The organism is Photobacterium sp. R1, from assembly GCF_054600795.1.
The window spans coordinates 1-240 of sequence record NZ_BAAHZP010000920.1 but is presented as its reverse complement, the minus strand read 5'-3'; the positions used below and the strand labels follow the sequence as shown (position 1 = coordinate 240).

The window sequence follows — 240 nt, the reverse complement described above, 5'->3', positions numbered from 1 at the left end:
ACAGAAGCCATTAAAGCCGCTTTTGGGGCGAGTGCGATGGCGGGAAAGAGCGCATCGCCATCATTGCTTAGTGCATTGCCCAATTGTGCCGACATGGGAACGGCGCCGTGAAGATAAAAGCTAGTGATGAGAATTTGCGGTCCGCAGCCAGGAATAAGACCGATCAATACCCCGGCTAATGGCAGTGTCGCACTCCAGTGGCTAAGTGACTCTGCTATATCCCAGCCTGTCAGCTTCATG

The 240-nt window shown here is 53.3% G+C and carries 1 protein-coding gene; it reads right to left on the bottom strand.

The window, feature by feature from the left end; all coding sequences use genetic code 11:
- Positions 1 to 240: putative manganese transporter (locus tag ACYP03_RS27755; RefSeq protein WP_459782905.1), on the bottom strand; the 240-nt coding region annotated here is incomplete at both ends.